Genomic DNA, 22,885 nt, shown 5'->3' on the forward strand with positions numbered 1-22,885 from the left:
CAGATGTGGAAGCCCGGTAACGGGTGGAGCTGACTGGTACTAATAGGCCGAGGGCTTGTCCTCAGTTGCTCGCGTCCACTGTGTTAGTTCTGAAGTAACGAACTGTGTCCATATCCGGTTGGTTAACTTCATAGTGTTTCGGTGGTCATAGCGTTAGGGAAACGCCCGGTTTACATTCCGAACCCGGAAGCTAAGCCTTTCAGCGCCGATGGTACTGCAGGGGGGACCCTGTGGGAGAGTAGGACGCCGCCGAACAATCATTGTGGGAAAGCCCCGCACCTTATGGTGCGGGGCTTTTCTGCGTTTACGGGCAGGTCTGCCGCCTCCTGTAGGGTCAGGGGGCATCGTTCGACCATTTCTACAGTCACAGTGGAGGCCCCCGGGTGGAGGTCCAGGAGACTCGGGTTCAGACTGACCGAATTTTCACCATTCCGAACATCCTGAGCATGGCGCGGCTCGCAGGCGTGCCGCTGTTCCTGTGGCTGATCCTGGCGGAGCATGACGGCTGGGCGCTTGCCGTCCTCATGCTCAGCGGGATCAGCGACTACCTCGACGGGAAGCTCGCGCGCCGCTGGAATCAGATCAGCAGCCTCGGCCGGCTGCTCGATCCCGCCGCGGACCGGCTCTACATCCTGTCGACCCTGTTCGGTCTCACGTACCGGGGGATTCTGCCGATCTGGCTCACCGCGGCGCTGCTCGCGCGCGAGCTGATGCTGCTGGTCATGGTCTGGATCCTGCGCCGTCACGGCTATCCGCCGCCGCAGGTGAACTTCCTCGGCAAGGCCGCGACCTTCAACCTGATGTACGCGTTCCCCTTGCTGCTGGTGAGCGACGGGACGGGTTGGTTGGCCTGGACGGGGTCAGTTTTGGGATGGGCCTTCGCCGGATGGGGTACAACCCTCTATTGGTGGGCAGGAATCCTTTACGTGGTGCAGGTCCGTCGGCTCGTGAAGGCGGACGCCACGGCCGATTGAGCTCGCTCGGCGCCTGGCAGACGCGGAGGACTCGCCCGGCCACCGTCGGGACGAGTGGGATCGGCGATTACGTCGTCTCTCAAGGAGGACTCTCCCGACATGAAGGCCGTCGTGATGGCCGGTGGCGAAGGCACTCGTCTCCGCCCAATGACCTCGAGCATGCCCAAGCCGCTCCTGCCGGTGGCGAACCGGCCGATCATGGAGCACGTGCTCAGGCTCCTCAAGCGCCATGGGCTCAGCGAGACCGTGGTCACCGTGCAATTCCTGGCATCGCTCGTCAGGAACTACTTCGGTGACGGCGAGGAGCTCGGGATGGAGCTCACCTATGCCAATGAGGAGAAGCCACTCGGTACCGCCGGCAGCGTGAAGAACGCCGAGGAGGCCTTGAAGGACGACACCTTCCTCGTCATCTCCGGCGACGCGCTCACCGACTTCGACCTGACCGACCTCATCCGCTTCCACAAGGCGAAGGGCGGGCTCGTCACCGTCTGCCTCACCCGTGTGCCGAACCCGCTGGAATTCGGCATCACGATCGTGGACGAGGAGGGCAAGGTCGAGCGCTTCCTGGAGAAGCCGACCTGGGGCCAGGTGTTCTCGGACACGATCAACACCGGTATCTACGTCATGGAACCGGAGATCTTCGACTACGTGGACCCGGACGTCTCCGTGGACTGGTCCGGTGACGTCTTCCCGCAGCTGATGAAGGAAGGCCGGCCGATCTACGGCTATGTGGCCGAGGGCTACTGGGAGGACGTCGGCACGCACGAGAGCTACGTCAAGGCCCAGGCCGACGTGCTCGAGGGCAAGGTCCAGGTCGAGATGGACGGCTTCGAGATCTCGCCCGGGGTGTGGATCGCCGAAGGGGCCGAGGTGAGCCCCGAAGCGGTCCTGCGCGGGCCGCTGTACATCGGGGACTACGCCAAGGTCGAAGCCGGGGTGGAGATCCGCGAGCACACGGTCGTCGGATCGAACGTCGTCGTGAAGAGCGGTGCGTTCCTGCACAAGGCCGTGGTGCACGACAACGTGTACATCGGGCCGCACAGCAACCTTCGGGGCTGTGTCATCGGCAAGAACACCGACATCATGCGGGCCGCCAGGATCGAGGACGGCGCCGTCATCGGCGACGAGTGCCTCGTCGGTGAAGAATCGATCATTCAGGGGAACGTGCGGGTCTACCCCTTCAAGACGATCGAGGCCGGCGCCTTCGTCAACACGTCGGTGATCTGGGAGTCCCGGGGGCAGGCGCACCTGTTCGGCGCGCGCGGCGTCACCGGGATCCTGAACGTGGAGATCACCCCCGAACTGGTGGTGCGGCTGGCGGGCGCCTATGCGACGACCCTGAAGAAGGGCGCTACGGTCACCACGGCCCGCGACCACTCCAGGGGCGCGCGAGCGCTCAAGCGGGCCGTGATCTCGGCCCTGCAGGCCAGCGCCATCAACGTACGGGACCTGGAGAACGTACCGCTGCCGGTGGCGCGGCAGCAGACGGCGCGCGGCAGCGCCGGCGGGATAGTGCTCCGGACCTCGCCGGGCGTGCCGGACTCGGTGGACATCATGTTCCTCGACGAGCGCGGGGCGGACCTCTCCCTCCAGCAGCAGCGCAAGCTCGACCGGGTGTACGCGCGGCAGGAGTACCGCAGGGCGTTCCCCGGCGAGATCGGCGACCTGCAGTTCCCGGGCAGCGTCTTCGACGCCTATACGGGTTCACTGCTGCGCAGGGTGGACACCACCGGGGTCGCGGATTCGGGCCTCAAAGTGGTCGTGGACGCCTCCAACGGCAGCGCGGGGCTCGTGCTGCCCAGCCTGCTGGGCCGGCTCGGGGTGGACGCCCTCACCGTCAATCCGGGGCTGGACGAGTCCCGGCCGACGGAGACCGCGGAATCCCGGCGGGCCGGGCTGGTGCGGCTCGGTGAGATCGTGGCGTCCTCGCGGGCCGCGTTCGGAGTCCGGTTCGACCCGGTGGGGGAGCGGATCTCCCTGGTGGACGAGCGCGGGCGGATCATCGAGGACGACCGGGCGCTGCTGGTGATGCTCGATCTGGTGGCGGCCGAGAAGCGCAGCGGCAAGGTGGCGCTGACGGTGACCACCACCCGGATCGCGGAGCAGGTGGCGGCGTACCACGGCACTCAGGTGGAGTGGACGACGACCTCGCCCGACGACCTGACCCGGGTGGGCCGGGCGGAGAACACCATCTTCGGCGGCGACGGCCGGGGCGGTTTCATCGTCCCGGAGTTCAGCAGCGTCTTCGACGGATCGGCGGCCTTCGTCCAGCTGATCGGGCTGGTGGCGCGGACGCAGCTCACGCTGAGCCAGATCGACGCCCGGATCCCGCGGGCGCACGTGCTCAAGCGGGACGTGCCGACCCCGTGGGCGGTGAAGGGGCTCGTCATGCGGCGGGTCGTGGAGGCGGCCGGGGAACGGCAGGTGGACACCACCGACGGGGTACGGGTCGTCGAGGCCGACGGACGGTGGGCGCTGGTGCTGCCGGATCCGGCGGAGGCGGTCACCCACCTGTGGGCGGAAGGGCCCGACGACGCGTCCGCGCAGGCACTGCTGGACGACTGGGCCGCGGTGGTGGACGGCGCCGGGCACTGAGTCCCGGCAGGTGATGACGTAGGTCCACGAGTCCGGTGGGCCGGTGGGGGCCGAACGTCCCTCCCGGTCCGCCGGTCGGGCGCATTCGGTGTGTGCGGCGGCGACATGCGACGATGTGCGGCATGTCGCAGCCGCCCCACAACCGGAGTTCGTCACCTCCCCCGGAGGGCGTACCCGGGAACCCCCGGCCCGCGCGGCCGGACGCATCCATGTCGCTGCTGACGCACGTGATGGACCACAGCCTCGACGAGGGTTACGCCGAGGCCTCGGCCCGGCGCGAATCGGAGGGTACGGCGGGTCTGCCGCGCACCCTCAAGGCCAAGCTGGGTCTGGCCGCGGGGCTCGTGCTCGCCGCCATGGTCGTCACGCTCGGCGCGGCGCAGGCGAGGGTGGCCGCGCCGGTGCTGGCCAAGGAGCGCCAGGAACTGATCGACCGGGTCGAGCGGGCCGACGCGCGCGCCGACGGCCTGGAGGGGGACATCGAGCGGCTGCGGGACGCCGTCGCCGGCCGTCAGCGCGAGGCGCTCAAGCAGCACGGCGGCGACCAGGGCCAGCTCGTGGCGCTGCTGTCCGGGGCCACCGAAGTGCGCGGGCCCGGGATCAAGCTCACCGTGGACGACGCGAAGGGCTCGTCCTCGGGCAACGGCACGAAGCCGCGCGAGAACACCGGTTTCGCGGACACCGGGCGGCTCCGCGACCGCGATATGCAGAAGATCGTCAACGGGCTGTGGCAGTCCGGGGCGGAGGCGATCTCGATCAACGGGCAGCGGCTGACGTCGCTCTCGGCGATCCGGGCCGCCGGTGACGCGATACTGGTCGACAACAGGCCGCTGGTGCCGCCGTACGAAGTGCTGGCGATCGGCGACAAGAAGCGTCTCGGGACGGCGTTCCAGGACTCCGCGGACGGCCAGTACCTGCACGTGCTGCAGGAGAGCTACGGCATCCGTTACACCTTGTCGGCCGAGGCCGAGGTGCGGCTTCCGGCCGCGTCGAGCCTGACCGTACGTACGGCTACAGCAGCAGAGCAGCAGAAGGGTGCATCGTGATCGCGGTACTGGGCCTCGTGGCCGGAGTGGTGGTCGGACTTCTGGTCCGGCCCGAAGTGCCGGCCGTGGTGGAGCCTTATCTGCCGATCGCCGTGGTGGCGGCGCTGGACGCGGTGTTCGGAGGCCTGCGCGCGATGCTGGACGGCATCTTCGTGGACAAGGTCTTCGTGGTGTCGTTCCTGTCGAACGTGGTCGTGGCCGCGCTGATCGTCTTCCTCGGCGACAAGCTGGGCGTCGGCTCGCAGCTCTCCACCGGTGTGGTCGTCGTCCTGGGCATCCGCATCTTCTCCAACGCCGCGGCCATCCGCCGGCACGTGTTCCGGGCGTGAGGCCGATGCGTACGAACGACACCCCGCCCGAGGAGCCGAGGCACTCGGAGCCCCTGGAACAGCCGGAGCGGCCGGAGCCCGAGCAGACGGGCCGACAGCGGCTCGCGGCCGGGTTGTGGCCGCCGCGGGTGAGCCGGGCCCAACTGATCGTCGCGGTGCTGCTGTTCGTCCTGGGGCTCGGCCTGGCCATCCAGGTGCGGTCGAACAGCGACTCCAGTGCGCTGCGCGGCGCCCGTCAGGAGGACCTCGTACGGATCCTCGACGAGCTGGACGGGCGGACCAAGCGGCTCGAGGACGAGAAGCAGAAGCTCGAGGAGCAGCGCAGGGAGCTGGAGAGCAGCTCCAACCAGGCCGAGGAGGCCCGGAAGCAGACCGTCGAAAAGGAACGCCAACTCGGGATCCTGGCCGGTACGGTGGCGGCTCAGGGTCCGGGGATCTTGCTGAAGATCTCGGATCCCAAGGGTCAGGTGCAGTCGGACAAGCTGCTGGACACGCTCCAGGAGCTGCGCGCGGCCGGGGCCGAGGCGATCCAGATCAACGGTGTGCGTGTGGTGGCGGGCTCGTACTTCTCGGACGAGGGGAGCGGGGTCGCGATCGACGGTAAGAAGATCACACAGCCTTACGAGTTCAAGGTGATCGGCAAGCCGCAGGACCTGGAGCCGGCGCTCAACATTCCCGGCGGCGTCGTCCAGTCGTTGGAGAAGGAGCAGGCGGTCGCCACCATCACACGACCGGCGAAGATCGTCGTGGATGCCTTGCGGGCTGCGAAGCAGCCTGACTACGCTCGGTCGTCATCGTCGTGAGGCGGGACGAGGAGCAGACCGGCTCACGCGGGCGGATGCCTGCGGGGGGTCGGCGCACCGAAGTCGCGGTGCGTGGTGGAAACTGTCTGATGGTTACGGACGTTGTGAAGTATGTCCGGGTCGGCAGGTGTTGCATTCGGAGTTCGTCCTGCCCCACGGGCGGGTCTGTTTCGGTCAAGGGGAATCGCCCGTGAAGTTGTTTGAGAAGTTGTTCGGCAAGAAGAACCGCGAGGAAAGTGGTGCGGCCAGGCACCGCGCGGGGCACGGCGACGTGGAAGGGCAGGGCGACCGGCCGCTCTTCCGGGACGAGGTCGGGGGTACGGGGGATATTTCGGGCGCACAGGGCGCGTCGGCTGTTGACCCTGCCGGTACCGGACGCATAGGTTTCGGTGAACCATCAACCTCAAGTACGGGTGGAGGGTTTGCGCCCGACCCGTACGCCACCAATGCCTCCGCGGGGCAGCCGCGGCGCGAGGAGCCGTCCATGTCGGCCGAGCAGATTTGCAGCAGGTGTGGGCACCGCAGCGACGCGGCGAGCCGATTCTGCTCCAACTGCGGGGCGCCGCTGCGGGCGGGTCTGACGCCGGAGCGTGCCTCGGAGACCACGTCCACCATCTCGATCTCGGGCCTGGAGGCCTACGAGGCCGAGGTGTCGGGACAGACGCACGTGTCGTCCTCGCTGTCCCCCGAGGCCCAGGCCGCGGTGGAGGCGCTGCCTCCGGGTTCCGCTCTGCTCATCGTGCGGCGCGGCCCGAACTCCGGCAGCCGCTTCCTCTTGGACGGCGAGCTGACGACGGCCGGCCGGCACCCGCAGAGCGACATCTTCCTGGACGACGTCACCGTCTCCCGGCGCCATGTCGAGTTCCGCCGGAGCCACGACGGCGGCTTCACCGTCGCCGATGTCGGCAGCCTCAACGGCACGTACGTGAACCGTGAACCGATCGACTCCGTCTCCCTCCACAACGGCGACGAAGTGCAGATCGGCAAGTACCGGCTGGTCTTCTACGCGAGCCTGCGGGGGCACTGACCCTTCAAGGGAAGGTCCCATGCTGCGTATCCCGGCAGGCGGTGCCGCAAAAAACGGCACCGCCGGCACCGCCGCCTCGGGCGGGCGGCTGGTGAGCATCGGAACGGTGCTCACGATGCTCCGCGACGAGTTCCCCGAAGTCACGATCTCGAAGATCCGTTTCCTGGAGGCGGAGGGGCTCGTCGAGCCCCGGCGCACACCTTCCGGATACCGCAAGTTCAGCACCGACGACGTCGAGCGCCTCGCCCGCATCCTGCGGCTCCAGCGGGACCACTACCTTCCGTTGAAGGTCATCCGCGAGCAGCTCGACGCGCTCGCCCGGGGCGAGCAGATCCGCATTCCGGCGCCCGCGGCGCACGGGGAGTCCGTCGATCCCGCGAGCCCCGTCGCGATCTACGGAGAGGTGGGCCGGGAGCGGCCGACCGTGGCCAGGGTGGGCCGGGCCGAGCTGATCGCCGCCGCCGAGGTGGACGAGGTGCAGCTCGTCGAGTGGGAGTCGTACGGGCTCCTCGCGGAGGCGCCGGGCGGCGGATACGACGCGGAAGCCGTCACCGTGGCCCGTCTGGTGGCCGATCTCGGGCGATTCGGTCTGGAGCCGCGCCACCTGCGGGCGATGAAGGCCGCCGCCGACCGGGAGGCCGGTCTGATCGAGCAGGTCGTCGCACCGCTGCGCCGGCACCGCAATCCCCAGACCAGGGCGCATGCGGAGGCCACGATGAAGGAGCTCGCGGGGCTCTCCGTACGCCTGCACGAGGCCCTCGTACAGACGGCCCTCGGGGTGCGGCTGGACTGACCCGAGGGGGTCACAGGGGGGACTCCCGGACAGCCCGGGGGGAGCCCGACTACCCAAACCGGCCGGGCAGGTCCTAGGGTTGCTGTGTGAACGAGCTCGACGTTGTGGGTGTCCGGGTGGAAATGCCCTCGAACCAACCGATCGTGCTCCTGCGTGAAGTGGGAGGCGATCGGTACCTCCCCATCTGGATCGGACCAGGGGAGGCGACCGCCATTGCCTTCGCGCAGCAGGGCATGGCCCCTGCCCGGCCGCTGACGCACGACCTGTTCAAGGACGTGCTGGAGGCGATCGGCGAGGAGCTCACCGAGGTCCGGATCACGGATCTGCGGGAGGGCGTCTTCTACGCGGAGCTCGTCTTCGCCAGTGGAGTCGAGGTGAGCGCGCGGCCGTCCGACGCCATAGCGCTCGCCCTGCGGACCGGGACGCCGATCTACGGCAGCGACGGCGTCCTCGACGACGCCGGCATCGCGATCCCGGACGAGCAGGAGGACGAGGTGGAGAAGTTCCGCGAGTTCCTCGACCAGATCTCGCCCGAGGACTTCGGTACGGGCCCGCAGTGAGGCGCGGGTCGCCTCGGCCTCCGGGATATTTCAGCCCATTCGAGTAGCCTTTCCCCGCAATGGGGCACGGGAAACCACTCTCAGGGTGATTATCACTCGGCGTGCCGAGTGTGGCGATCGTTGACGCACCCCTGGTGACTGCCTACCTTCGAGATGGCAGGTCAAGGACGGAGGGTCGGCGTGAGAGTCACGGGCGACGGTACGACCGGGGGCATCCCCGCACGGAGTGACGGTGGGCCGTACCCGCTGCACGGTGGTGCGGGTGCGGTGAGCTCCGCGCGCCGTCAGCAGGAGCCCGCGCCGGTCGGTTCGATGGGACCGGTGGGGTCCCAGGGCGGCGTGGGCGGTGAGTCCGCTCCCGAGCAGGTCGGATACCGGGGGCCGACGGCGTGCGCCGCGGCGGGCATCACCTACCGGCAGCTCGACTACTGGGCGCGGACCGGGCTGGTGGAGCCGAGCGTGCGGCCCGCGTACGGGTCGGGGACGCAGCGTCTCTACAGCTTCCGGGACGTGGTCGTCCTCAAGATCGTCAAGCGCTTCCTGGACACCGGGGTGGCGCTGCAGAACATCCGCACCGCCGTGCAGCACCTGCGCGACCGGGGCTTCTCGGACCTCGAGCGCATGACGCTGATGAGCGACGGCGCGACCGTGTACGAGTGCACCTCCCCGGACCAGGTCGTGAGCCTGCTCCAGGGCGGTCAGGGAGTCTTCGGGATCGCGGTGGGCGTGGTCTGGCGCGACGTCGAGAACGCGCTGTCCCAGCTGCACGGGGAGCGCGTGGACACGGGCGAGACGGTGGTCGGGCACAACCCGTCCGACGAGCTGGCGGCCCGGCGCAACCGGGCGGTCTAGCCCCAGCGGTCACTGGAGCCCCTCGCGTGGGCCGGCGGGACGGAATCCCGCCGGTGCCCCGGGCGGGCCCGGTGGAGGCCGGTGGCGCCCCGGGTGGGGGCTTCGGGGCGATTGTCAGTGGCATGGGGGAGCATCGGGGCTGTGAGAGCCGCGCCGACCATCCTGCATCTGGACATGGACGCCTTCTACGCCTCCGTGGAGCAGGCCTCGAAGCCGAGCCTGCGGGGCAAGGCGGTCATCGTCGGCGGGCTGGGACCGCGCGGGGTCGTCGCCACCGCCTCGTACGAGGCCAGGCGCTTCGGGGTGCACTCGGCGATGCCGATGGCCCAGGCGCGCCGGCTCTGCCCGAACGGCGCGTGTCTGATCCCGCGCTTCAGCCTGTACCGGGCGGTCAGCGACACCGTCATGGCACTCCTGCGGGAGCTCTCCCCGCTCGTGGAGCCGCTCAGTCTCGACGAGGCGTTCGTGGACCTCGAAGCGGGCGGGGTCGCCTTCGACGCGCGGACGGCGCGGGCCGTGGGGGAGCGGCTGCGGGCCGACATCACGGCCGCGACGGGGCTCAGCGGATCGGTCGGGCTGGCCGGGTCCAAGATGCTGGCCAAGGTGGCCTCCGAGGAGGCCAAGCCGGCCGGACTGCTGCTGATCGAGGTCGGTACGGAGCGGGAGCACCTCGCGCCGATGTCCGTACGGACCCTGCCCGGGGTGGGGCCGGCCACCGGGGAGCACCTGCGGCGGGCCGGGATCACCACGGTGGGGGAGCTGGCCGCGGCCGGCGAGGACGAACTGGTCCGGATGGTCGGGCGCTCGCACGGGGTCGGGCTCTACCGGATGGCTCTGGGGCTGGACGACCGGCCGGTGGTCGCCGAGCGCGACGCGAAGTCGGTGTCGGTCGAGGACACCTTCGACGTGGACCTGCACGACCGGGTCCGGATCCGGGGCGAGGTGCAGCGGCTCGCGGACCGGTGCGTGGAGCGGCTGCGGGCCTCGGGGCACTCGGGGCGGACGATCGTGCTCAAGGTCCGGCGCTACGACTTCTCCACGCTCACCCGCTCCGAGACCCTGCGGGGGCCGACGGACGATCCGGCGGTGGTGCGGGAGGCGGCCGCGCGGCTGCTCGAGGCGGTGGACACCACGGGCGGGGTGCGGCTGCTGGGCGTGGGCGTGACGGGGCTGGCGGACTACACGCAGGAGGACCTCTTCGCCTTCGCGCAGGCCGGGGCGGACGGGGCCGTGGAGGAGGATGCCGGTTCGGCCGCGCCGGCCGGGGTGGCGGCCCGGTCCGGTGGAAGCCAAGGGGAGGGCGAGATGTCCCCCGCCCGCTCCGCCCCGGAGTCCCGCGCTTCGATCGCGGGCGGGGCCGGCAGTGCGCCCGCGGACGCTCGACCCGGTGCGGACGCACCGAGTGCCGCGGAGCCCTCCGAGGCCGTGCCCGAGCGGCGGTGGGCGGCCGGGAGCGATGTACGGCACGCGGTGCACGGCCCCGGGTGGGTCCAGGGCAGCGGGGTCGGGCGGGTGACCGTACGGTTCGAGGAGCCGGGATCGGAGCCGGGCCGGGTGCGGACGTTCCTGGTGGACGACCCCGAGCTGGAGCCGTCCGATCCGCTGCCGCTGGTGGGGGACCGGAGCGCGGGGGCCGCGGACGGCGCCGCGGCCCGGCAGGACCCGGCTGCCCGGCAGGATCCGTAGGCCCCCGGCCGTCTCAGCCCTCGTCGCCCGCCAGGCGGCCGAAGTCGCGGGTGAACTCGCTGGGGAGGGTCACGTCGAGGCCGTAGTGGTGGTACAGCTGCAGCTCCTGTTCGGGGGAGAGGTGGCGGCCGACGCCGAAGTCGGGGGCGTCCTTGATGAGGGAGCGTTCGAAGGGCACGTGCAGCGTGTCGCCCACCATCTCGCTGGGCTCCAGGGGGACGAAGGCGTCCCGGCTGAAGAGGCCGGTCCGTACGGCGGCCCATTCGGGGACGCCCGTGGCATCGTCGAGGTAGACCTCGTCGACGGTGCCGATCTTGGTTCCATTGCGGTCGAACGCCTTGCGGCCGATCAGGCTGCGCGGATCGATGTCGGTCTGCACGGTCCGGTCCCTCCATTTGGTCGCAACTCCTCCGTAATGACTACAAAAGTGCATTTCTGGAGAGGGGGCCACTCGAGGGAGGTGGTCGGATCCTCGCTGGTAGGCTGGGTTACGGCTGTTGACCCTGTGCGGGAGAGTCCTCCGAGTGAGTTCGACGGAGGCGCCGAAGGAGCAAATCCTCCCCGGAATCTCTCAGGCATACGTACCGCACGTGGTGAGGCCACTCTGGAAAGCAGGGGCGGGTACCGGGCGCGCAGTGCCGGTTCCCCTCCTCACCGACGGTGAAAGCCGGTCCTCGCGAGCGATCCTCGAGCGGCCCGGTGAAACTCTCAGGTTGTGATGACAGAGGGGGAGGCCGTCCGGGTGCCCGCGCCGAGGCACCCCTCGCAGGTCGTACGACCAGGAGGCCTCCGTACATGACCGCCAACCGCATTCCGCTCTCCCAGCTGGAGCGAGGCATCCCCTTCGAGCAGCGCCACATCGGCCCGGATGCCGAGGCGCAGGCGAAGATGCTCGCCCAGGTGGGCTACGGCTCCCTGGACGAACTCACCGCCGCCGCGGTACCGGATGTGATCAAGACCACTGCCGCGCTGAACCTGCCCGAGGCGCGGACCGAGGCCGAGGTGCTCGCCGAGCTGCGCGAGCTCGCCGACCGCAACCAGGTCCTCTCCTCCATGATCGGCCTGGGTTACTACGGCACCTTCACGCCGCCGGTGATCCTGCGCAACGTCATGGAGAACCCGGCCTGGTACACGGCGTACACGCCGTACCAGCCGGAGATCTCCCAGGGCCGCCTCGAGGCCCTGCTGAACTTCCAGACCGTCGTCGCCGAGCTGACCGGCCTGCCGACCTCCGGTGCCTCCCTGCTCGACGAGGGCACCGCGGCCGCCGAGGCCATGACCCTGGCCCGCCGCGTGGGCAAGGCCAAGGGCAACGTCTTCCTGGTGGATGCCGACGCGCTGCCGCAGACCATCGCCGTGATCGAGACCCGCGCCGAGCCGATCGGCATCGAGATCGTCGTCGCCGACCTGTCCGAGGGCATCCCGGCCGAGATCGCCGAGCGCGGCGTCTACGGCGTCCTGGTCCAGTACCCGGGCGCCTCCGGTGCCGTGCGCGACATCAAGCCGGTCATCGACCAGGCCCACGAGCTCGGCGCCATCGTCGCCGTCTCCGCCGACCTGCTCGCCCTGACCCTGCTGACCTCGCCGGGCGAGCTGGGCGCGGACATCGCGGTCGGCACCACCCAGCGCTTCGGCGTCCCGATGGGCTTCGGCGGACCGCACGCCGGCTACATGGCCGTCCAGGCCAAGCACGCCCGCTCGCTGCCCGGCCGCCTCGTCGGCGTCTCCGTGGACGCGGACGGCAACAAGGCCTACCGCCTGGCGCTGCAGACCCGTGAGCAGCACATCCGCCGCGAGAAGGCCACCAGCAACATCTGCACCGCGCAGGTGCTCCTCGCCGTCATGGCCGGCATGTACGCCGTCTACCACGGCCCGGACGGCCTGCGGACGATCGCCCGCCGCACCCACCGCTACGCCAGCCTGCTGGCCGCGGGCCTGACGGCCGGCGGGGTCGAGGTCGTGCACGGCTCGTACTTCGACACCCTCACCGTCCGGGTTCCCGGCCGGGCCGCCGAGGTCGTGGCCGCCGCCCGCGAGGGTGGAGTCAACCTCTTCCAGGTCGACGCCGACCTCGTCTCCATCGCCTGCGACGAGACGACCCTGCGTGCCGACATCGAGGCCGTCTGGGGCGCCTTCGGCGTCACCGCGGACATCGAGGCGCTGGACGGGACCACCGCCGAGGCGCTGCCCGAGGGCCTGCTGCGCTCGGACGCGTACCTGACGCACCCGGTCTTCCACCAGCACCGTTCCGAGACCGCGATGCTGCGCTACCTGCGCAAGCTCTCGGACAAGGACTACGCGCTGGACCGCGGCATGATCCCGCTGGGCTCCTGCACCATGAAGCTCAACGCGACCACCGAGATGGAGTCGGTCACCTGGCCCGAGTTCGGCCAGCTGCACCCGTTCGCCCCGGTCGAGCAGGCCGAGGGGTACCTCACGCTCATCACCGAGCTGGAGGAACGTCTCTGCGAGGTCACCGGCTACGACAAGGTCTCCATCCAGCCGAACGCCGGCTCCCAGGGTGAGCTCGCCGGCCTGCTGGCCGTGCGCGCCTACCACCGGGCGAACGGCGACGAGCAGCGCACCGTCTGCCTCATCCCGTCCTCCGCGCACGGCACCAACGCCGCCAGCGCCGTGATGGCCGGCATGAAGGTCGTCGTCGTCAAGACCGCCGACGACGGCGAGGTGGACGCGGACGACCTGCGCGCCAAGATCGAGCAGTACCGCGACGAGCTCGCCGTGCTGATGATCACCTACCCCTCCACGCACGGTGTGTTCGAGGAGCACGTCGCCGACATCTGCGCCCAGGTGCACGACGCCGGCGGCCAGGTCTACGTGGACGGCGCCAACCTCAACGCCCTGGTGGGCCTGGCCAAGCCGGGTCACTTCGGCGGCGACGTCTCGCACCTGAACCTGCACAAGACCTTCTGCATCCCGCACGGCGGCGGCGGCCCGGGCGTCGGCCCGGTCGGTGTCCGGGCGCACCTGGCCCCGTACCTGCCCAACCACCCGCTGCAGCCGACCGCCGGTCCCGAGACGGGCGTCGGCCCGATCTCGGCCGCGCCGTGGGGTTCGGCCGGCATCCTGCCGATCTCCTGGTCGTACGTGCGCCTGATGGGCGGCGAGGGCCTCAAGCGCGCGACCCAGGTGGCGGTGCTCGGCGCGAACTACATCGCCAAGCGCCTCGAGCCGCACTACCCGGTGCTCTACACGGGCCCGGGCAACCTGGTCGCGCACGAGTGCATCATCGACATGCGCCCGCTGTCGAAGGCCACGGGCGTCAGCATCGACGACATCGCCAAGCGTCTGATCGACTACGGGTTCCACGCGCCGACCATGTCCTTCCCGGTCGCCGGCACCCTGATGATCGAGCCGACGGAGTCCGAGGACCTCGCCGAGATCGACCGCTTCTGCGACGCGATGATCGCCATCCGCGCCGAGATCGAGCGGGTCGCGGGCGGCGAATGGCCGGTCGACGACAACCCGCTGGCCAACTCCCCGCACACGGCGGCGGCGCTGGGCGGCGAGTGGAACCACCCGTACTCCCGCGACGAGGCCGTCTTCCCGGGCGGTGTGTCGGCCGCGGAGAAGTACTGGCCGCCGGTGCGCCGCATCGACGGTGCCTTCGGCGACCGGAACCTGGTGTGTTCCTGCCCGCCGCTGGACGAGTACGACAACTGATCCGTCGTCCGTCCACGTGACATGACGAAGGGGCCGGTCCGGGAGGTTCTCCTCCTGGGCCGGCCCCTTTCATGTCGGACATGGGCGGGATCCGGACGACGGGTCAGGCCGCCTTCATCACCTGCGTCGTCGCGAGCGGGCGGTGCGGAGCGATGATCTGGCCGTCCGGCAGCAGCTCACCGGTGTCCTCGAAGAGCAGGACGCCATTGCACAGCAGGCTCCAGCCCTGTTCCGGGTGCACGGCCACGGGGTGCGCGGCCTCCCGGTCGGCGGAGTCGGCGGACGGGCATGCTGGCTTGTGCTGGCACATGGATGCGTTCTTTCGCTGCGGTGTGGTCTGTGTGCTGCGGCTCGATGCGTTGTTCATGGCCGCCCCCCGTATCGACGACTTGGCTCGGTCAGGGTCCCAGTGTTCCCCCACGGCACGGTGTCCGCAGGGATTTCCCGGCAGCTGTCCTCATAGATTGATGACGCATCACTCGTGCGGGCGGTTCAGGTCAACTCCCCTGTCATTTCGGATGGTTCGCAGGGGGCCCGAGTGGGCTAGGCCGAATGGGCAGTTTCGGCCACGGGGCCCGTTCAGGCGGCCGGGGCGGCCATCGAAGGCGGGATCGGGGGCGCCGAGGGCGTGAGCCGGTGGGTCATCACGGGCAGCAGTTCGGACACCGGGTGCGGCCGGTAGGCGGCGATTCCGGGTGGGGCGGGTGCCAGCGGGACGAGCAGGTCGGCGGCGGCCGGCAGCCCGGCGGACGCGTCGGCCCCGACCGATCCGTGCAGCCACAGCGTCAGCATGTACAGCTCCGGTACGGACAGCAGCCGGGGCTGGTAGTTCTTGCCGAGGGACTCGGCCTGGCGCAGCGCGCGTTCGGTGGCGGCGACGTACGGGCCCTCGAAGAAGTGGGAGAAGGTCCAGCCGTCCGGGGTGAGCCGGGTATCGGCCGCGGCCACGTAGCGGTCCCCGCTGCGGATCAAGAACCGCCAGCCGGTCAGCCGCGTGCGCGGCGGCCTGCCGCCGGAGGTCAGGCCGGCGATGTTCAGCCTGTCCAGGACGTGGACGGGCAGCGGCAGTTCGGCTGTCATCGGACCCTGGAGGGCGCGCAGGGCCGGAGTGTGCGCCTCGTTGACGGCGCTGGGAGAACCGAGGGCCGCGAGGACGCTGCGCAGGGCGGGCGCGGGAGCCGGAGGGACATGCAGCGGCATGGTGGGTCGCCTCTCACTTGGGAGACCGGTGGAACGGGGGCGGGGTGCGGGTGCGGACGACGCTGTCGCATTCTGGGGCCAGAGGGGGGCTGAGGGGCAATGGCCGCGCGCCAACTCTCTGCCTCGTTTGCGGAGTTTATACGACATGTGTTCACGCAGTGTTTCGGGTAGCTGTCCCGCCTATTGCCGGCAAGACGCTTACCGGTCCCTCTGACATGGCATTCATGCCGGGTGCGCGCAAACGTGCCGCGCTGACCTCGGAGGTTACCGGACGGGGGCTCGGCTGGAAAGCATCGGTTATCCGAAGCCGGCAAAGTCGACGCGGTAATTGCGTACGGCCGGTTGCCAGGTGAATGTGCCAAAGCGCCCGTCGGCCAAACCGGCGCACGCTCCTCGCCAGACACGCCCCTCCGGCGTTATCGATCACGCGGCCGGGGCATCATCGACCGTAACGCGCGCCTGGGGTGACGGATCTTTCCACGCCGGCCAGGCCCACTCGAGGAGGGACGCTTCGATGGGGGAGAAGGTCGTGGCGGGCGGATTCGACCTGTCCGATCGGCAAAGGTACCGGAGGAAGCTTCACGAGTGCCTGGAGGGACTGGAGCGGCTTCTGGCGGAGAAGAGGTTCGATCGGCCCAAGAACATGATGGGGCTGGAGATCGAGCTGAATCTCGCGGGTTCCGACGGTTTGCCGAGAATGGTGAATGCCCAGGTGCTCGAACGCATTGCGAGCCCTGATTTCCAAACGGAACTCGGAATGTTCAACCTGGAGGTGAACGTACTCCCGCACCGGCTCGGCGGCCGGGTATTCGACCAGCTCGCCGAGGAACTGAGCGCGGGACTCGGCTATGCCCACCGGCAGGCCGCGGAGATCGACGCCGGGGTGGTGATGATCGGTATCCTGCCGACGATCTCCCGCGCGGACCTGGTCACCGCCAACCTCTCGGCGGTCGACCGCTACTCGCTGCTCAACGAGCAGATCCTGATGATGCGCGGCGAGGACTTCGTGCTCGACATCGAGGGCGTCGAGCGGCTGACCTGGACCTCCGGGTCGATCGTGCCGGAGGCCGCGTGCACCTCAGTACAACTGCACCTGCAGGTGACCCCGGCCCGGTTCGCGGACGTGTGGAACGCGGCGCAGGCGGTGGCCGCCGTACAGATAGCCGTCGGCGCCAACTCGCCGTTCCTGTTCGGGCGGGAGCTGTGGCGGGAGTCGCGGCCGCCGCTCTTCCAGCAGGCCACCGACACCCGGCCGCCCGAGCTCCAGGCGCAGGGGGTGCGGCCGCGCACCTGGTTCGGCGAGCGGTGGGTGGACTCGGCGTACGAGCTCTTCGCCGAGAACGTCCGCTACTTCCCGGCCCTGCTGCCGATCTGCGACGAGGAGGAGCCGCTGCGGGTGCTCGCCGAGGGAGGAGTGCCGAGCCTGCAGGAGCTGGTGCTGCACAACGGCACCGTCTACCGGTGGAACCGGCCCGTGTACGGGGTCGCCGACGGGGTGCCGCACCTGCGCGTGGAGAACCGGGTGCTGCCCGCCGGCCCCACCGTGGCCGACGTCGTCGCCAACGCGGCCTTCTATTACGGGCTCGTACGGACCCTCGCGGACGAGCAGCGCCCGGTGTGGAGCAGGCTGCCCTTCGCGGAGGCGGAGGCCAACTTCGACGCGGCCTGCCGCTACGGCATCGAAGCCAGGCTGCGCTGGCCGCGCCGGGGCCGGGGCGGGGGGCTGGCGAGCGTGCCGGCGGTGCGGCTGGTGCTGGACGAACTGCTGCCGATGGCCGCGGCCGGGCTGGACGCGTGGGGGATAGAGCCCGCCGACCGGGACCACTACCTCGGGATCATCGAGGAGCGCTGCCGGCGCCGGGCGAACGGGGCGACCTGGCAGGTGGAGACGTACCACCGGGCGCTGGCGGCCGGAATGGAGCGGGACGCGGCGCTCGCGGCGACCACGCGGCGCTACAGCGAGCTGATGCACAAGGGCGAGCCCGTGCACACCTGGCCGGTCGGCCTCGTGGAGACGGAGGTGAGTGCCGCGACGGCGGTCGGCGACTGATCCCCGCCCGGTGCGCCCGTTCCCCCGCCGACGAGGCAGTATGGGGTGATCGCAGTGGTTGGCGGACGGGAGCGGGCGTGCGGACGGAGCCGGAACCGGTGGTCGGGGAGCTCGGCGAGGACCGGGACGGGCGCGGCATGCTGCGCTCCGAGACCCTCCTCGTGCTCGCCCTGTCCCTGGGCGCGAGCGGGGTATCCGCGCTGATCAGCTTCATCGGCTCGCTGACCAAGCCGGGCGGGCTCAAGGACCAGGCCGCCACGCTCAACGGCTCGTACGCGCCCGGCCGGCCCTGGCTGGACCTGGCCTGGCAGCTGTTCGGCATCGCGACCGCGCTCGTCCCCGTACTGCTCGTCGCGCACCTGCTGACCCGCGAGGGAGCGCCGGGGCTGCGGGTGCTCGGCTTCGACCGCACCCGCCCCTGGTGGGACCTGGGCCGCGGCGCGCTCGTCGCGGCCTGCATCGGGAGCGCCGGCCTGGCCTTCTACCTCGCGGCGCGGGCGACCGGCTTCAACCTGACGGTGGTGCCGGAGGCGCTGCCCGACGTGTGGTGGAAGTTCCCCGTGCTGATCCTCTCCGCCGTGCAGAACGCTGTGGTGGAGGAGGTCATCGTGCTGGCCTACCTGCTGCGCAGGCTGGGGCAGCTGGGGTGGTCGCCGATGGCCGCGCTGGTGGCCAGCTCCGTGCTGCGCGGCTCGTACCACCTCTACCAGGGCATCGGCGGGTTCATCGGCAACGTGGTGATGGGCGTCGTCTTCGTCCTCGCCTACCGGCGCTGGGGCCGGGTCGGTCCGCTCGTCGTCGCGCACGCGCTGCTCGACATCGTGGCCTTCGGCGGGTACGCGCTGCTGGCGGGCAAGGTGGGCTGGCTGCCCACCCCGTAGCCCGCCGTCGCGTCCCCCTTCGGCCCCGCACGCTCAGGGCGCGGTGAGCAGTTCGCCGTCGATGACGGTGACCGCGTTGCCCGTCAGCAGCGTACGGTCGCCCGCGAGCCGGACCGCGACCAGCCCGGTGCGGGCTCCGCCCTGGAGGCCGACGAGCTCGGTGCGGCCCAGGCGCGCGGCCCAGAAGGGGGCCAGGGCGGTGTGGGCGCTGCCCGTGACCGGGTCCTCGTCGATGCCGAGGGCCGGGAAGAAGCCGCGGGAGACGAAGTCGTAGCCGCGGGAGGGGTCCTCGGCGGCGGCGGTGACGATGATCCCGCGGCGGCCGTAGCCGCGCAGGGCGGGCAGGTCGGGCGTGAGCTCGCGTACCGTCCGCTCGTCCGCCAGCTCCACGACGAGGTCGCCGATGTGGGCCGAGGTGTCGTGGACCGACTTGACCCCGGCGCCCAGGGCGCGCTGGACCTCGGCGACGGGCTCGACCTCCGTCAGGGAGGACGTCGGGAAGTCCATGGTGATCGTCCCGTCCGGCGCGGCCTCGGCCGTGAGGATGCCGCAGCGCGCGGTGAAGCGGATCAGTCCGCTCGCGAGGCCGCCGGTGGCCAGGACGTGCGCGGTGGCGAGGGTGGCGTGGCCGCACATGTCGACCTCGCCGGTCGGCGTGAACCAGCGCAGCGCCCAGTCGGCGTCCCCGCCCGGCGGCAGGGGGTGGGCGAAGGCGGTCTCGGAGAGGTTGACCTCCGCGGCGACCTGCTGGAGCCAGGCGTCCGGGGGGAAGCCGCCGTCGAGGAGCAGGACTCCGGCGGGGTTGCCGGAGAAGGGTCGGTCGGTGAAGGCGTCCACGATTCTGATGCGCATGACCTCGACCGTAGGGAGGCGGCGGAAGCCGCCGCAAAGGCCAATCCGGGATGACTGGCCTGCTCGGGGGCGGCTCGGACGCGCCGCGGTGGACCGGTGCGGGACCGGTCAGGCCGGATGGAGGACGGCCATGGCGATCTCGCGCACGCGCTCGCGCGTGATCCCGGAGCGCTGCTCCACGGCGAGGGGGTGGTCCGTGGGCTCGAGCTCGATGGAGGGGCGCCTGCCGACCGGCCGGGTGTGGGCGTTGGTCTTCAGGTCGGTGGTGCCCTCGGAGTAGAGCGCGAGCTCGGTGCTGAGCCAGCCGAAGTACGGCCTCTCCCTCTCGCGCCCCTCGGTGTTCCACACGTCGAGGGCGCGGGCGAAGTTCTCCCTGCTCAGGGAGACCCAGACGCCCCAGGAAAAGACGTCCTGGCTACCGATCACGGGTATCTCGATCAGCCCTTTGACGAAGAAGTGCTGGCCCCTGATGACGCACTGGTCGTCCGACAGCATGCTGTCGGCGTCGTTCTCGAAGGCGGGATCCCAGGCATCGGGAGCGGGGCTGGAGTAGCTCATGGGGAGCTCCGCGTGGTGGGCGCCGCAGCATGAACACGTGAAACCGGGGTCGTTGGACATGGCGCGAGCCTAGTGGCCCGCAACTGGCGCCGTGCGCGGGAGGATCCGGTGCCACCAGGGCCGCGGGGGCGCGGGGGGCTCCGGGGTCCCGGCGGTGACGGGGCCGCCCTCGATCGGGGTGTCCCACTCGATCAGGGCGCCGGGGAACCAGGTGACGGGCTTGGTGTCGTCACGCGCGTTGGCCCAGGCGGCGACCCGTGCGGCGGACTGCAGGTCGGGCAGCAGACCGCGTTCGTTGGCATCCACTCCGAGGTCGAGCTTGCCGTCCCGGTACAGGCCGTTGCAGAGCCAGGTGTGGAGCAGGCCGTGGTCGTAGCCGAGTACGTCCCAGCCGAGCCCGTGCCCGCCCTCGGCCACCTCCGGGGCGGTCCCGACGGTTGTCCGGCCGTTGAGGTGGGCGAGGAGCACGGGCTCGTCGGTCCGGGCCGTGAGGATGTCGGCGACGAAGCCGCCGACATGGTCGGCCGGCACCAGCAGGGCGTACAGGCGGGCGTCCGCCGGCACCTGGACGGGCAGGCAGGCCGCGAGTGCCTCCTGCGGCGTGCCGAACCAGCAGCCGTCCTCCGGAAGCCAGTCGATCAGGCAGTCGGACGCCGTGGTCAGCCGCTCTGCAGCGGGCAGATGGCCCTCGCGTGCACTCCGCTCGGGCACCGCGACGAAGTAGCCGGCGAGCAGCATCTCGCCGGGCATACCGACATCGGGAGGAAGGTCCTCGATCATGCCCGCACCGTACCTGTCCCGTCTCACCGAAGATCGGTCAGTCCCACCGAACCTTGACCACTCCGCTGTTGTCCCGTCGAACGGTGGCCGCCGCAGGTCGAGGGCAGATCCCCGGGCAGGCCGGCGCCACGCGGCCGGCTGATGCACTGTCACCTACGGTTCCCGTTCTCGAGGAGGTACGGCTCACTGTGGCCTTACGAACTCCAGTGCAAGGTCCTACCTTTGAGACATGGCGACTCAACAGCCCAGCCCGCTGGCGGACGTTGTGGTACCCCTGACAGCGGGATGGCGGCTGCTGGTCGTGCCCAGCCGGGTCCGCGAGCTGGCTGCCGGGCTGGGCGCGAGCGTCCTGGTCCCGCCGGTGGTCGTAGCCCCACTTCTGCTGCCCGCCCTGGGGGTCGCCGCGATCACGGGGAGCTCACTCGTCTGGGGCGGTTTCTGGGTCCTGCTGGTGCTCACGGTCCTCGCAGTGACCGTGCTCACCGTGGCGGGGGTGTACTTCACGGTCACCATGTCGGTGCGGTGGATCGAGCTCCGCCCCCTGGGATCTCCGGCCCAGGTCGTGATCGCCCGTTTTCTGCGTTCATCGACCATGGAGATGGCCGATCTGCGGCGCGTCGTCGTCATCGAGCGACTCAGTCTGGGACAGCGAAAGTCGATCGAGGTGGTCCTGCATACCCGCAGCGAGACGGTGAAGTGCGAACCGGCGACGTCCGCACCGCTCGCTCGGGTCGACGCACAGGCGCTGACCGACTGGTTGACCGAGCAACTCGGCCGGTTCCAGGTGGCGGTGGAGCGTCAGACGGAGGTCAAGCGCGACTTCCTGCGTCCGGACGAGTGGTGGACCGCGTCCCACATCGCCGAGCTGTGGGGGGTGTCCGTCGGCGAGGTCGACGGCATAGCCGCCCGGCGGGGCGTCGAAACCTACGGGTACACGCCCAGGGCCGCCGCGATGTACAGCCCTGGCACTTCGGTCACCGTCTACGACCCGGGCCGGGCCTACGAGGTCGCCGAAGAACTCCGCGCGGAACGAGCCGCCCGCCAGGCTGCTGACAGCACGGCGGCCCCCGGCCCGTCCGAGGACGACACGACGGATTCCCGCTGACTCGGTCGGGCCGGTCCTGACCTGGCTCGCAGACCGCACTCCATGAGCGGGCGGACGGCATCGCCCGCGTGGTGACGAAACCCGTCGCAGCCGACCCGAAGATCCCCTCCGCGAGTCCGCAGCGGCTCGGCGACGGGGTCCGTGCCGCCGTCGACGTGGCGACCCCGCCGGCCGTACGGCTCGCCCTGGCCCTTGCCGCCGTCCACGCCGGCCCGGCCGAAGGCAGTGCGTGAATTCCACCTCGACGACGGAAGGCTGTTCGGTGAAGTTGTTTCCGATATATCGTTGACGCATCGCGATGGGTCAGCGATAGTGGATGCATCGCAACAGTGACGACGAGATCACCGAATGAGGAAAGGAGCGCAGTCATGCGTTCACACGGACAGCACGGACACGACCACGATCACGATCACGGACGGGGGCACGGCCACTGCGGGCCGGACCGTCGGGAGGAGTTCAAGGGGCGGCGCGCCGCCTTCGGACCGTTCGGGCCGCCCTTCGGTGGCGGGCCCTTCGGCGGGCGGGGCGGGCGCGGCGGACCGCGCGGCCGGGCCCGGCGGGGTGATGTGCGCGCCTCCATCCTGGCGCTGCTCGCCGACCGGCCGATGCACGGCTACGAGATGATCCAGGAGATCGGCGAGCGCAGCGGCGGGGCCTGGAAGCCCAGCCCGGGGTCGGTCTACCCGACCCTGCAGATGCTCGAGGACGAGGGGCTCATCACCAGTGAGAGCGAGGGCGGCAAGAAGCTGTTCACGCTCACCGACGCCGGTCGTGCCGAGGCCGAGTCCGGCCCGGACGCCCCCTGGGCGGAAGCCGGGCGCGGGTTCGACTTCGAGGCGATGAACGAGGTCCGGACGGCCGGTTTCGGTCTGATGGAAGCCTTCGGCCAGGTCTTCAAGACCGGCACCCCCGCGCAGCGGGAGAAGGCCCTCGTGGTCATCAACGACGCGCGCAAGAAGCTCTACCTGATCCTGGCCGACGAGCACTGAGCCCGGGCCGGCGGGAGGACTCCCGCACCGAAGCCGCGGTCCCCGCCGGCTGTCTCGCGGGCGGCGCGGGCGGACGGTCGGCCGAGTGCGGGGGCACGCGCCCAGGCCGGCGAGCGTGGCGGGC

Annotated in this window: 22 protein-coding genes, 1 rRNA gene and 1 riboswitch; of the genes, 17 read left to right on the forward strand and 6 right to left on the reverse strand. The window is 70.5% G+C overall.

Going from position 1 to position 22,885, the window contains the following annotated elements:
• Positions 1-137: 137 nt before the first annotated feature.
• The 11 genes from rrf to ACWGDE_RS17615 all read left to right on the forward strand — a co-directional run bounded on the left by rrf (position 138) and on the right by ACWGDE_RS17615 (position 10,665).
• Positions 138-255: ribosomal RNA gene (gene rrf, locus ACWGDE_RS17565) — 5S ribosomal RNA — on the forward strand.
• Between the two features lie 128 nt (positions 256-383).
• Complete coding sequence (locus tag ACWGDE_RS17570; RefSeq protein ID WP_453389878.1) at positions 384-974, forward strand: CDP-alcohol phosphatidyltransferase family protein; 591 nt, start codon at positions 384-386, stop codon at positions 972-974.
• 99 nt (positions 975-1,073) lie between these two features.
• Positions 1,074-3,569 carry a sugar phosphate nucleotidyltransferase gene (locus ACWGDE_RS17575; RefSeq protein WP_453389879.1) on the forward strand — a complete coding sequence of 832 codons (2,496 nt, stop codon included), beginning with the start codon at positions 1,074-1,076 and terminating at the stop codon, positions 3,567-3,569.
• A 113-nt stretch (positions 3,570-3,682) separates the two neighbouring features.
• Positions 3,683-4,615, forward strand: coding sequence for a DUF881 domain-containing protein (locus ACWGDE_RS17580; RefSeq protein WP_453389880.1), 933 nt, complete (start codon positions 3,683-3,685; stop codon positions 4,613-4,615).
• Positions 4,612-4,944 (forward strand): small basic family protein, encoded by a 333-nt coding sequence (locus tag ACWGDE_RS17585; RefSeq protein ID WP_030158423.1) that lies wholly within the window; start codon positions 4,612-4,614, stop codon positions 4,942-4,944. The genes ACWGDE_RS17580 and ACWGDE_RS17585 overlap by 4 nt, the downstream gene beginning before the upstream one ends.
• Before the next feature lie 5 nt (positions 4,945-4,949).
• Positions 4,950-5,747 (forward strand): DUF881 domain-containing protein, encoded by a 798-nt coding sequence (locus ACWGDE_RS17590; protein ID WP_453389881.1) that lies wholly within the window; start codon positions 4,950-4,952, stop codon positions 5,745-5,747.
• 130 nt (positions 5,748-5,877) lie between these two features.
• Positions 5,878-6,774 carry an FHA domain-containing protein gene (locus ACWGDE_RS17595; RefSeq protein ID WP_453389896.1) on the forward strand — a complete coding sequence of 299 codons (897 nt, stop codon included), beginning with the start codon at positions 5,878-5,880 and terminating at the stop codon, positions 6,772-6,774.
• Between the two features lie 19 nt (positions 6,775-6,793).
• On the forward strand, positions 6,794-7,567 hold the full coding sequence (gene ftsR, locus ACWGDE_RS17600; RefSeq protein ID WP_453389882.1) for a transcriptional regulator FtsR: 774 nt from the start codon (positions 6,794-6,796) through the stop codon (positions 7,565-7,567).
• 86 nt (positions 7,568-7,653) lie between these two features.
• Positions 7,654-8,127, forward strand: coding sequence for a bifunctional nuclease family protein (locus ACWGDE_RS17605; protein ID WP_030009777.1), 474 nt, complete (start codon positions 7,654-7,656; stop codon positions 8,125-8,127).
• A 180-nt stretch (positions 8,128-8,307) separates the two neighbouring features.
• On the forward strand, positions 8,308-8,979 hold the full coding sequence (locus ACWGDE_RS17610; protein WP_453389883.1) for a MerR family transcriptional regulator: 672 nt from the start codon (positions 8,308-8,310) through the stop codon (positions 8,977-8,979).
• Between the two features lie 141 nt (positions 8,980-9,120).
• Entirely contained in the window at positions 9,121-10,665 is a 1,545-nt protein-coding gene (locus ACWGDE_RS17615) for a DNA polymerase IV (protein ID WP_453389884.1), read from the forward strand.
• A gap of 13 nt (positions 10,666-10,678) precedes the next feature.
• On the opposite strand, the gene ACWGDE_RS17620 is transcribed toward ACWGDE_RS17615, so the two are convergent.
• Positions 10,679-11,044 (reverse strand): PRC-barrel domain-containing protein, encoded by a 366-nt coding sequence (locus ACWGDE_RS17620; protein WP_453389885.1) that lies wholly within the window; start codon positions 11,042-11,044, stop codon positions 10,679-10,681.
• Between the two features lie 119 nt (positions 11,045-11,163).
• Positions 11,164-11,262, forward strand: a riboswitch (glycine riboswitch).
• Between the two features lie 198 nt (positions 11,263-11,460).
• Here ACWGDE_RS17620 and gcvP point away from each other — a divergent pair.
• Complete coding sequence (gene gcvP, locus ACWGDE_RS17625; RefSeq protein ID WP_453389886.1) at positions 11,461-14,346, forward strand: aminomethyl-transferring glycine dehydrogenase; 2,886 nt, start codon at positions 11,461-11,463, stop codon at positions 14,344-14,346.
• 103 nt (positions 14,347-14,449) lie between these two features.
• Here gcvP and ACWGDE_RS17630 read toward each other — a convergent pair whose 3' ends face one another.
• Both ACWGDE_RS17630 and ACWGDE_RS17635 read right to left on the reverse strand, forming a co-directional pair.
• Entirely contained in the window at positions 14,450-14,656 is a 207-nt protein-coding gene (locus ACWGDE_RS17630) for a DUF5999 family protein (RefSeq protein ID WP_453389887.1), read from the reverse strand.
• A gap of 269 nt (positions 14,657-14,925) precedes the next feature.
• A complete protein-coding gene (locus ACWGDE_RS17635) occupies positions 14,926-15,546 on the reverse strand; it encodes a hypothetical protein (RefSeq protein ID WP_453389888.1) in 621 nt (206 codons plus the stop codon).
• A gap of 514 nt (positions 15,547-16,060) precedes the next feature.
• On the opposite strand from ACWGDE_RS17635, the gene ACWGDE_RS17640 reads away from it, so the two are divergent.
• Both ACWGDE_RS17640 and ACWGDE_RS17645 read left to right on the forward strand, forming a co-directional pair.
• A complete protein-coding gene (locus ACWGDE_RS17640; RefSeq protein WP_453389889.1) occupies positions 16,061-17,596 on the forward strand; it encodes a glutamate-cysteine ligase family protein in 1,536 nt (511 codons plus the stop codon).
• Between the two features lie 137 nt (positions 17,597-17,733).
• Complete coding sequence (locus tag ACWGDE_RS17645; RefSeq protein WP_453389897.1) at positions 17,734-18,477, forward strand: CPBP family intramembrane glutamic endopeptidase; 744 nt, start codon at positions 17,734-17,736, stop codon at positions 18,475-18,477.
• 33 nt (positions 18,478-18,510) lie between these two features.
• On the opposite strand, the gene ACWGDE_RS17650 is transcribed toward ACWGDE_RS17645, so the two are convergent.
• The 3 genes from ACWGDE_RS17650 to ACWGDE_RS17660 form a co-directional block, all read right to left on the reverse strand.
• Positions 18,511-19,329: a PhzF family phenazine biosynthesis protein gene (locus ACWGDE_RS17650; protein WP_453389890.1), complete on the reverse strand. Its 819-nt coding sequence runs from the start codon at positions 19,327-19,329 to the stop codon at positions 18,511-18,513.
• A 108-nt stretch (positions 19,330-19,437) separates the two neighbouring features.
• On the reverse strand, positions 19,438-19,947 hold the full coding sequence (locus ACWGDE_RS17655; RefSeq protein ID WP_453389891.1) for a DUF2199 domain-containing protein: 510 nt from the start codon (positions 19,945-19,947) through the stop codon (positions 19,438-19,440).
• A gap of 9 nt (positions 19,948-19,956) precedes the next feature.
• Positions 19,957-20,667: a hypothetical protein gene (locus ACWGDE_RS17660; protein WP_453389892.1), complete on the reverse strand. Its 711-nt coding sequence runs from the start codon at positions 20,665-20,667 to the stop codon at positions 19,957-19,959.
• A 229-nt stretch (positions 20,668-20,896) separates the two neighbouring features.
• On the opposite strand from ACWGDE_RS17660, the gene ACWGDE_RS17665 reads away from it, so the two are divergent.
• The 3 genes from ACWGDE_RS17665 to ACWGDE_RS17675 all read left to right on the forward strand — a co-directional run bounded on the left by ACWGDE_RS17665 (position 20,897) and on the right by ACWGDE_RS17675 (position 22,761).
• Positions 20,897-21,772 carry a hypothetical protein gene (locus ACWGDE_RS17665; RefSeq protein WP_453389893.1) on the forward strand — a complete coding sequence of 292 codons (876 nt, stop codon included), beginning with the start codon at positions 20,897-20,899 and terminating at the stop codon, positions 21,770-21,772.
• A 71-nt stretch (positions 21,773-21,843) separates the two neighbouring features.
• The gene (locus ACWGDE_RS17670; RefSeq protein WP_453389894.1) at positions 21,844-22,005 is read left to right on the forward strand and encodes a hypothetical protein; all 162 of its coding nucleotides are present in this window, start codon (positions 21,844-21,846) and stop codon (positions 22,003-22,005) included.
• 135 nt (positions 22,006-22,140) lie between these two features.
• Positions 22,141-22,761, forward strand: a complete 621-nt coding sequence (locus ACWGDE_RS17675) for a PadR family transcriptional regulator (RefSeq protein ID WP_453389895.1) — start codon at positions 22,141-22,143, stop codon at positions 22,759-22,761.
• Positions 22,762-22,885 lie beyond the last annotated feature (124 nt).

The organism is Streptomyces sp. NPDC054956, from assembly GCF_053609185.1.